Below are 506 nucleotides of genomic sequence, written 5' to 3' on the forward strand. Positions count from 1 at the left end.
CTGGTCGAAATGGAAGTTCGCGATCTGCTGAACACCTACGACTTCCCGGGCGACGACACTCCGATCGTGATCGGTTCCGCGCTGATGGCGCTGGAAGGCAAGGACGACAACGAGATCGGCGTTTCCGCCGTTCGTAAGCTGGTTGAAACCCTGGACTCCTACATTCCGGAGCCGGTGCGTGCCATCGACCAGCCGTTCCTGATGCCGATCGAAGACGTGTTCTCCATCTCCGGCCGCGGCACCGTGGTAACCGGTCGTGTTGAGCGCGGCATCGTCAAAGTGGGCGAGGAAATCGAGATCGTTGGTATCCGTCCGACCACCAAGACCACCTGCACCGGCGTGGAAATGTTCCGCAAGCTGCTCGACGAAGGTCGTGCTGGTGAGAACGTTGGCGCCCTGCTGCGTGGCACCAAGCGTGATGACGTAGAGCGTGGTCAGGTTCTGGCCAAGCCGGGCACCATCAAGCCGCACACCAAGTTCGAGTGCGAAGTGTACGTGCTGTCCAA

At 60.5% G+C, this 506-nt stretch carries 1 protein-coding gene; it reads left to right on the forward strand.

The window, feature by feature from the left end; translation table 11 throughout:
* A partial coding sequence (locus AAHM40_RS27040; RefSeq protein ID WP_342247446.1) for an EF-Tu/IF-2/RF-3 family GTPase occupies positions 1-506 on the forward strand: 506 nt, incomplete at both ends.

The organism is Pseudomonas sp. OTU5201, assembly GCF_038440135.1.
Classification (GTDB): Bacteria; Pseudomonadota; Gammaproteobacteria; order Pseudomonadales; family Pseudomonadaceae; genus Metapseudomonas; species Metapseudomonas resinovorans.